Source organism: Streptomyces sp. NPDC057654 (genome assembly GCF_042800135.1).
Lineage (GTDB): Bacteria > Actinomycetota > Actinomycetes > Streptomycetales > Streptomycetaceae > Streptomyces.
Genome location: NZ_JBHVHQ010000383.1, coordinates 1 through 7780, shown reverse-complemented (window position 1 = coordinate 7780; position 7780 = coordinate 1). Strand labels below are relative to the sequence as shown.

Sequence of the window (7780 nt, the reverse complement as noted above, 5' to 3'; positions counted from 1 at the left end):
CGCCTACCGCTTCCACCGGGCCCGGCGCGGGTGAGGGCGCCGGGCCCGGCGCGGGCGAGCGCTCAGCCGACGCCCCACAGCCGCTGTGCCAGCTCGTCGATGTCGTCGATGCCGGTCAGGTCAAGGGGGGTCTCCTCCAGCACCTCGAAATCGTGCAGGAAGGTGAACTGGAGCATCTCCCTGGGGAAGCTGTCACTCACGTCCCAGTCGGCTCCCTCCAGGAGCGCGGCGAGGAGCTCGCGGTCGGCCCGGAAGGCGTTGAGATGCAATTGGATCAGGCTGTACCGGGGGTCGCCGGCGTATACGTCGGTGAAGTCGATCAGGCCGCTGATCCCGCCCGGGCCCGGGTCGACGAAGACGTTGGTGCCGTGCAGGTCGCCGTGGACGAACCGCGGCTCGCGGCCCGCTAGCAGCGTATCGACGTCGGGGAGGAAGGCGGGCACGTCATCGAGGAGCCTGGGCGAGAGGTATCCCCACTCGCGGTGGTCGGCGACGGTGGCCTCGCGGCGCTCCTTGAGCAGTTCGGGGAACGTCCGCGAGTCGGGGCGCAGCACGGCCGAGCCCTTCAGCGGCACGGCGTGCAGCCGGCGCAGCATCGTGCCGAACTCCCGGGCGAGGTCGAGCAGCGCGGCCCGGTCGGCGGGGCCCCCGGCATTCGCGGCGTCGGCGGCCTCCCGCCAGGTGCGGCCCGTCGCCCGCTCGATGACGAGGAACGGCCACGGCCAGCCCTCGCCGCCGGGGCGCAGTTCGCCTCGGCCGAGGAGCTTCGGGACGGGCAGATCGGCGCCGGCCAGCACCTCGTACGCCTCCAGCTCGGAGGCGTAGGACTCCGGGCCGCACCAGTGCTCCCCGTACAGCTTCACCGCGAGGCCGGTGTCGCTGATCAGCACCGGGTTCGTGCTCTCGCCGGGGACGCGCAGCTCGCCGGGCGCGGGCAGGCCGAGCTCGTCGAGGGCGTGGCGGACCAAGGGCTCCCAGAACGCCGCGTCGTTTCGGAGTTCGGCATAGCTGTCGTCGGAATTGATTCGGCTCAGGTCGGCGAGGTGATTATTCTGCACGAAAGACCCTCGATTCGTTTGCACACGCCCGTCGGAATTCCCGTCAGGCTAGCACGGCACACATCTAGGACAACGATGAAGTTTGGCCACCGCTCGATGATGGTGAGGAGCAGGAATTGAGCGTGAACGACGCCGCGCCCAGGAGGTCACGTTCCTCGTTTACGGCTCTTTGGCGGCTCGGTCCGTATTTAAGGCCGGTCGGCGTGCCGGTGGCGGGGGCCGCCGCGGCCACGCTGGCCGCGCTGCTGTGCGGCCTCACCATCCCCTTGGTGACGCAGCGCATCATCGACGGCCCGCTGAGCAACGGCCGGACCGGGCAGGCGGTTTGGCTGATTCTTCTCGTCGCGGCGCTCGGCGCGGCGGAGGCCGTCTGCTTCTACGGGCGCCGCAAGCTCATCGCGCGGCCCACCGCGCTGGTGGAGTCGCGCATGCGGGCCGACCTGTTCCGGCATCTGCTGCGGCTGCCGATCGGCTTCCACGAGCACTGGCAGTCCGGCCAGTTGCTGTCCCGCGCGGTGAACGACCTGGTCACGCTGCGGAAGTTCCTGGCGTTCGCCGCCGTCTTCCTGGTCGTCAACTCGCTGACCCTGCTGGTCGGGCTCGCCCTGCTGTTCTCCATCGAACCGTCGCTGGCCCTGGTGGGGCTGTGCAGCTTCGCTCCCCTGCTGCTGGTCTCCTTCTTCTTCGAGACCCGTTACAAGGCGGCGGCCCGTGAAGTCCAGGACCAGACGGGACATTTCACGACGATCGTCGAGGAGACGATGCTCGGCATCCGGGTGCTGCGCGCCTTCGGGCAGGGCCGGGCGCGCGCCCGTGTCTTCCGCGACCGGGCCCGGCTGCTGCGCCACAGCGAGATGCGGATCGTACGGATCATGGCCGCGCTCTCCACGGCGCTGCTGATCCTCCCCGAGCTCGGCATCGCCGGACAGCTGGCCCTCGGCGGCACGGGCATCGCCCACGGCACCCTGACCCTCGGCGACCTCGTCGCGGCCGTCACCGTCAGCACGTATCTGCGCTGGCCCACCGAGTGCATCGGCTGGGCGCTCGCCGAGACGAGCACGGCCGCCGCGGCCTGCGACCGGTACTGGGAGATCCGCGACACCGAGCCGGACATCACCGACCCGCCCCAGCCCCGGCCCGCCGCCCAGCCGGTGCGCGGCGCGCTGCGCTTCGAGAACGTGCACTTCCGGCAGGCCGGCGCGGACCGGCCCGTACTGCGCGGCGTCGATCTGGAGATCCGGCCCGGCGAGACGCTCGCGCTGGTCGGCGCGACCGGCTCCGGCAAGACGACGCTGGCGGGGCTGGTCCCGCGGATGGCCGACGTGAGCGCCGGCCGGATCACCGTCGACGGCGTCGACATCCGCGAGCTGGCCCTCGCCAAGCTGCGCACCATCGTCGGCTGCGCCTTCGAGGACCCGATGCTCTCCTCCCTCAGCATCCGCGACAACGTGGCGCTCGGCTCGCCGGACGCCACGGACGAGATGATCCGTGCGGCGCTGCGCACCGCGAGCGCCGAGGAGTTCGTCGACGCGCTCGGCCCGGACGGGCTGGGCACCCGCATCGGCGAACAGGGGCTCTCGCTCTCCGGCGGTCAGCGGCAGCGCCTCGCGCTCGCCCGCGCGATCGTGGGCCGCCCGGCGCTGCTGGTCCTCGACGACCCGCTGTCCGCCCTGGACCTGCACACGGAGGCCGAGGTCGAACGGGCGCTGCGCCGCGTGCTGCGGAACTCGACGGCCCTGGTCGTCGCGCACCGGCCCAACACCGCGCGGATGGCGGACCGCGTCGCCGTCCTCGAAGACGGCCGTATCGCGGCGCTGGGCACCCACCGCGAACTGCTGGAGTCCAGCGCCCACTACCGCTCCCTGATGTCGGTCACCCCGCTGCGGACGCCCGGCTCCCCCGACAGCGAGGTGATCAGCCGATGAGCGGCGGCGAGCAGACGGCGGAGGTCCTGGAGCCCGTACCCGCGACGGTCCCCGGGACGGCGGCGAGCGCGGAGGCCGCCGAGGCCGCCGAGGACGCAGCCGTACTCGACCGGGCGACTCACCGGCGGGTGCGCAAGCGCTCCCGCGCCCTCCTCTACTCCCTGCTGCGGCCCTGGCTGTGGCAGGTGATCGTCGCGATGGCCGCGCTGATCCTGGAGAACGCGGCCCAGCTGGTCGGCCCGCTGCTCATCGCGCAGGCCATCGACCACGGCATCCCGGACGCGGTCGCCGGGGACTCGTCCACGCTGATGTGGTGCGTCGCGGGCTTCACCGGCTGCGGGGTGCTGGCGGCCGGGGCGCGGTTCGGGTTCTTCCGGCTGTCCGGCAGCATCGGCCAGTCGCTCCTGCTCGACCTGCGCACCCGCATCTTCCAGCACGCGCGGAGGCTGCCGGTCGCCTTCCACGAGTCGTACACCTCGGGGAAGGTCATCTCCCGGCTGACGTCCGACATCGACGCGGTGCGCGATCTCGTCGAGGGGAGCCTGGATGGGCTGCTGACCTCGCTGCTGACGGTGGCGGGCATCACGGTGCTGCTGCTCTGGCTGGACCTGCCGCTCGCCCTGATCGTGCTCGTCTCGATCGTGCCGCTGGTGATGATGACGCGCTGGTTCCGGGAGCGGTCCCAGCGCGCGTACCGGCGGGCCCGCAACACCGTCGCGGACATCATCACGCAGTTCGGCGAGACGATGAACGCCGTGCGGGCGGTGCAGGCGTTCCGCGCGGAGCGCCGCAAGCACACCGCGATGAACGACCTCAACGAGGTGTTCCGGGACGCCCACACCGAGGCGCTCAGCGTGGTGGCGCGCTACACGGCCGGGGTGCGGCTGGCGGGCAACATCGCGCTCGCCCTGGTCCTGGCGCTCGGCTGCTGGCGGGTGAACGAGGGGGCGCTGCCGCTGGGCATCCTCACCGCGTTCGTGCTGTATCTGCGGCGGTTCTACGACCCGCTGGACGAGCTGGCGACGTTCACCAACCTGTACGCGGCGGCCAGCGCGGCGCTGGAGAAGATCTCCGGCTTCCTCGCCACGCCGTCCTCGGTGCCGGAGCCCGAGGCCCCGGTGCGGCTCGCGCCCGACCGGCCCGGCCGCGGGCAGCTGGTCTTCCGCGAGGTGGACTTCCGCTACGCGCCGGGCGGGCCGCTGGTGCTGCACCGCCTGGACCTGACCATCCCGGCCGGGCAGACCGTCGCCGTGGTGGGCGCGACGGGCGCGGGCAAGTCCACCATCGGCAAGCTCGCCGCCCGCTTCTACGACCCGTCGAACGGCCAGGTGCTGCTGGACGGCGTCGATCTGCGGGAGGTCGCCGACGCGGAGCTGCGGCGCGAACTGACGCTGGTGACGCAGGAGAACTTCCTGTTCACCGGGTCGATCGCGGAGAACATCGCGCTGGCGCGGCCCGGCGCGAGCCGCGCCGAGATCCAGGCGGCGGCGGAGGCGATCGGCGCGGACGCGTTCATCTCGGGGCTGCCCGACGGATACGACACGGAGGTCCGCAAGCGGGGCAACCGGCTCTCGGCGGGGCAACGGCAGATGGTGGCGCTCACCCGCGCCTTCCTCGCCGACCCGACCGTGCTGCTGCTGGACGAGGCGACGTCGAGCCTGGACATCCCCACCGAGCTGACGGTGCAGCGGGCGCTGGGCGCGCTCCTCGCCGACCGCACCGCGGTGATCATCGCGCACCGGCTGTCCACCGTCCTGGCCGCCGACCGCGTGCTGGTCCTGGAGCGGGGCCGCGTCGTGGAGGACGGCTCCCCCCGCGAACTGGCCGTCGCGGGCGGGCCGTTCGGCCTCCTCTACGCCCGGTGGTCGGCGTCGCTCGGCGAGGACGCGGACCGGGCGGGGCCCGCGCCCGGCGCGCGGTAGACGTACTCCGGTACGGGCCCGGCCCCGCCGCCCGGCGCGTCGTCGACGAGGGCGCGTACGAGGCGGTGGTCGGGGGACAGCGCGCAGGCCGGGTCCGTACGGGCGGCGTCCCCGGTCAGCGCGTACGCCTGGCAGCGGCAGCCGCCGAAGTCCTCGTCGCGCCGGGCGCAGGTACGGCACGGGTCCCGCATCCAGTCCGTGCCGCGGTAGGCGTTGAACGCCGTGGAACGGTCCCAGATCCACTCCAGCGAGTGGTCGCGGAGGCTGGGCGGATCGAGGCCGGGCAGGGTGGCGGCGACCGGGCAGGGCAGCACGGTGCCGTCGGGGGCGACGGTCAGGGAGCGCGCGCCCCAGCCGCCCATGCACGGCTTCGGCTCGCCGCCGAAGTAGTCGGGCACGACCCACACCAGTTCCGGGCCGCCCTCCCGGCGACGTCGTTCGACGGTCTCCCGCGCCCGGTCGAGCTGGTCGCGGGTGGGCAGCAGCGCGGCCCGGTTCGTCAGCGCCCAGCCGTAGAACTGGGTGTTGGCCAGCTCGATCCGGTCCGCGCCCCAGGCCGCGGCCAGGTCGACGAGGGCGTCGACGGCGTCGAGATTGGCGCGGTGCAGCACCACGTTGAGGCCGAGCGGCAGCCCCGCGTCCCGTACGAGGGCGGCGGCGCGCTCCTTGTCGGCGAAGGACTTCCGGCCGCCGATCCGGTCGGAGGCCGCGGCGTCGGCGTGCTGGACGGACAGTTGCACGCTGCGCAGCCCGGCAGCCTTGAGGGCGGCGAGGCGGCCGGCGGTGAGGCCGACGCCGCTGGTGACGAGCTGGGTGTAGATGCCGGCGGACTCGGCGGCGTCGACGATGGCCTCCAGGTCGGCGCGGAGCAGCGGCTCACCGCCGGAGAGGTGGGTCTGCGCGACCCCGAGCGCCCCGGCCTGGCGCATCGCGCTCCGCCACTCCCCGGTGGTCAACTCGGCGGATTTTCGGGCGAGTTCCAGCGGGTTGGAGCAGTACGGACAGTGCAGCGGGCAGGCGTGGGTCAGCTCGGCGAGCAGCGCCCAGGGGCGCGGGACGGGGGTCATCGCAGCCAGCCCTCCCCGCGCACCCGGTCGAGGAAGCGCGGCGTTTCGGCGGCGACGGGCGCGCCGGGGTAGCGGGCCGTCAGCTCCGCGACGATCGCGGGCACGTCGCGGTCGCCGTCGCACAGCCGCAGGATCTCCGCGGCCGTGCCGCTGAGCACCACCACCCGCTCGGGCAGGAGGAGGAGTTCCGCGTCGCGCACCGGGTCGTGGCGCAGCAGGGCCGCCGGGACGAGGGCGGGCCGCCAGTCGCTCACGCGGCGCTCTCCTCCTCGTCGCCGTCCGCGCGGTCCCTCGGATGGTCCCCCGCGTGATCCACCGCGTCGAGCAGGGACCAGAGGACATCGCATTTGAAGGCGAGCGCCGCCACCGCCCGGTCCTGCTCCTCGTCCGTACGGGCCCACTCCAGGACCAGGTGCAGCGCCTCCTTGCTGTCGCGGCTGCCCTGCCCGACGCGGGTGCGGAAGTACGCGAGCCCGTCGGCCTCGATCCACGGGTAGTGCCGCTCGAAGGCGTCGATGCGGGTGCGCATGATGTCCGGCGCGGAGAGTTCGGTGAGCGAGGCGGCGACGGCCTCCAGCGGGGAGCGCAGCCGGCAGAAGTTGACGTAGCCGTCCACGGCGAGCCGCACGCCGGGCAGCACCCCGCCCGCGTCGAGCAGCTGTTCCCGCTTCAGCCCCGCGGCCTCGCCCAGCCGCAGCCAGCGCTCGATGCCGCCCTCGCCGTCGGCGCCGCCGTCGTGGTCCTGGATCCGCCGCACCCACATGCGGCGCAGTGCGGGGCTGTCGAACTTGGCGGTGATCAGGGCGTCCTTGACGGGGATGCAGCGCTGGTAGTGGAAGCGGTTGCGGATCCAGCGGCGCAGCTCGGCCGGGGTCAACTCGCCGTCGTGCATGCGGAGATTGAACGGGTGGCGGTCGTGGTAGCGCTGCCCCACGACGTCCCGCAGCCGCTCTTCCAGTGTGCTCACAGTTCGATCACCATTCCGTCGGCGGCCACCTCGATGCCCCACTCCGCCAGGAGCTTGTGCTCCTCGGCGTCCGGGTCACCCAGGGGGTTGGTGTTGTTCAGGTGCGTGTAGAGGCAGCGGGCGTCGAGCGTGCGCAGGATGCGGGCCGTGCCGTCGGGGCCGTCGATCGGGAGATGCCCCATGGCCGTGGAGGTCCGCTCGGTGAACCCCGCGCGCCGGGGCTCGTCGTCGTCCCAGAAGGTGCCGTCGACGATCACGCAGTCCGCCTCGGCGGCGGCCCGCTGGAGGGCGTCGGGCCAGTCGGCGAGCGCAGGGCCGTACACGAGGGTGCCGCCCGTCACGCGGTCGGTCAGCCGCAGCGCGACGACCCAGTCCTCGGCGGGTTCCGCGTCGGCGGCGTAGCGCGGCCGCTTGCCGGACACCGGAATGGCGCTGATCTCCAACGGGCCGTCGTCGACCAGCGGCCGCGGTCCCCGCGTCGGCAGCGGACGCCAGGTGATTCCGGTGTACGGGCCGAGGATGTCGCCCAGCCGCAGCCGGTCCAGCAGCGCGCTCTGTACGGGGCCGGTGGCCAGCACGTCCAGGGCGCGGGCCTCGCGCAGCCGGGCGATGCCGAGGGTGTGGTCCAGCTCGGCGTCGGTGAGCACGACGCCCGTCACGGGGGTGTCGCGGGGGCCGGGCCCGGGGTGGAGTTCGGGGTGCGATTCGATCTGGTCGCCGAGGTCGGGGGTGGCGTTGACGAGGTACCAGCGGGCGTCGTCGGCCCGTACGGCGAGGGAGGCGTGGCGGCGGACGCGCTGCGGATGGCGGCGTGCCCCGGAGCATCCGGGGCACGCGCCGT

The 7780-nt window shown here is 73.4% G+C and carries 7 protein-coding genes; 2 read left to right on the top strand and 5 right to left on the bottom strand.

Annotated elements, in window-relative coordinates; genetic code table 11:
- Positions 1-62 precede the first annotated feature (62 nt).
- Positions 63-1058 (bottom strand): phosphotransferase family protein, encoded by a 996-nt coding sequence (locus ACFU99_RS25180; protein WP_384395623.1) that lies wholly within the window; start codon positions 1056-1058, stop codon positions 63-65.
- Between the two features lie 122 nt (positions 1059-1180).
- On the opposite strand from ACFU99_RS25180, the gene ACFU99_RS25175 reads away from it, so the two are divergent.
- Together ACFU99_RS25175 and ACFU99_RS25170 are read left to right on the top strand one after the other, a co-directional pair.
- Positions 1181-2983, top strand: coding sequence for an ABC transporter ATP-binding protein (locus ACFU99_RS25175; RefSeq protein ID WP_384395626.1), 1803 nt, complete (start codon positions 1181-1183; stop codon positions 2981-2983).
- Complete coding sequence (locus ACFU99_RS25170; protein ID WP_384395620.1) at positions 2980-4905, top strand: ABC transporter ATP-binding protein; 1926 nt, start codon at positions 2980-2982, stop codon at positions 4903-4905. The genes ACFU99_RS25175 and ACFU99_RS25170 overlap by 4 nt, the downstream gene beginning before the upstream one ends.
- Here ACFU99_RS25170 and pqqE read toward each other — a convergent pair.
- The 4 genes from pqqE to pqqB all read right to left on the bottom strand — a co-directional run.
- Positions 4836-5972 carry a pyrroloquinoline quinone biosynthesis protein PqqE gene (gene pqqE / locus ACFU99_RS25165; protein WP_384395617.1) on the bottom strand — a complete coding sequence of 379 codons (1137 nt, stop codon included), beginning with the start codon at positions 5970-5972 and terminating at the stop codon, positions 4836-4838. The two genes, ACFU99_RS25170 and pqqE, sit on opposite strands and share 70 nt — an antisense overlap.
- Positions 5969-6226, bottom strand: a complete 258-nt coding sequence (pqqD, locus tag ACFU99_RS25160; RefSeq protein ID WP_384395614.1) for a pyrroloquinoline quinone biosynthesis peptide chaperone PqqD — start codon at positions 6224-6226, stop codon at positions 5969-5971. The genes pqqE and pqqD overlap by 4 nt, the downstream gene beginning before the upstream one ends.
- Entirely contained in the window at positions 6223-6939 is a 717-nt protein-coding gene (gene pqqC, locus ACFU99_RS25155) for a pyrroloquinoline-quinone synthase PqqC (protein ID WP_384395612.1), read from the bottom strand. The genes pqqD and pqqC overlap by 4 nt, the downstream gene beginning before the upstream one ends.
- The coding region (gene pqqB / locus ACFU99_RS25150) for a pyrroloquinoline quinone biosynthesis protein PqqB (protein ID WP_384395609.1) at positions 6936-7780 on the bottom strand (845 nt) is incomplete at its 5' end. The genes pqqC and pqqB, both read right to left, overlap by 4 nt.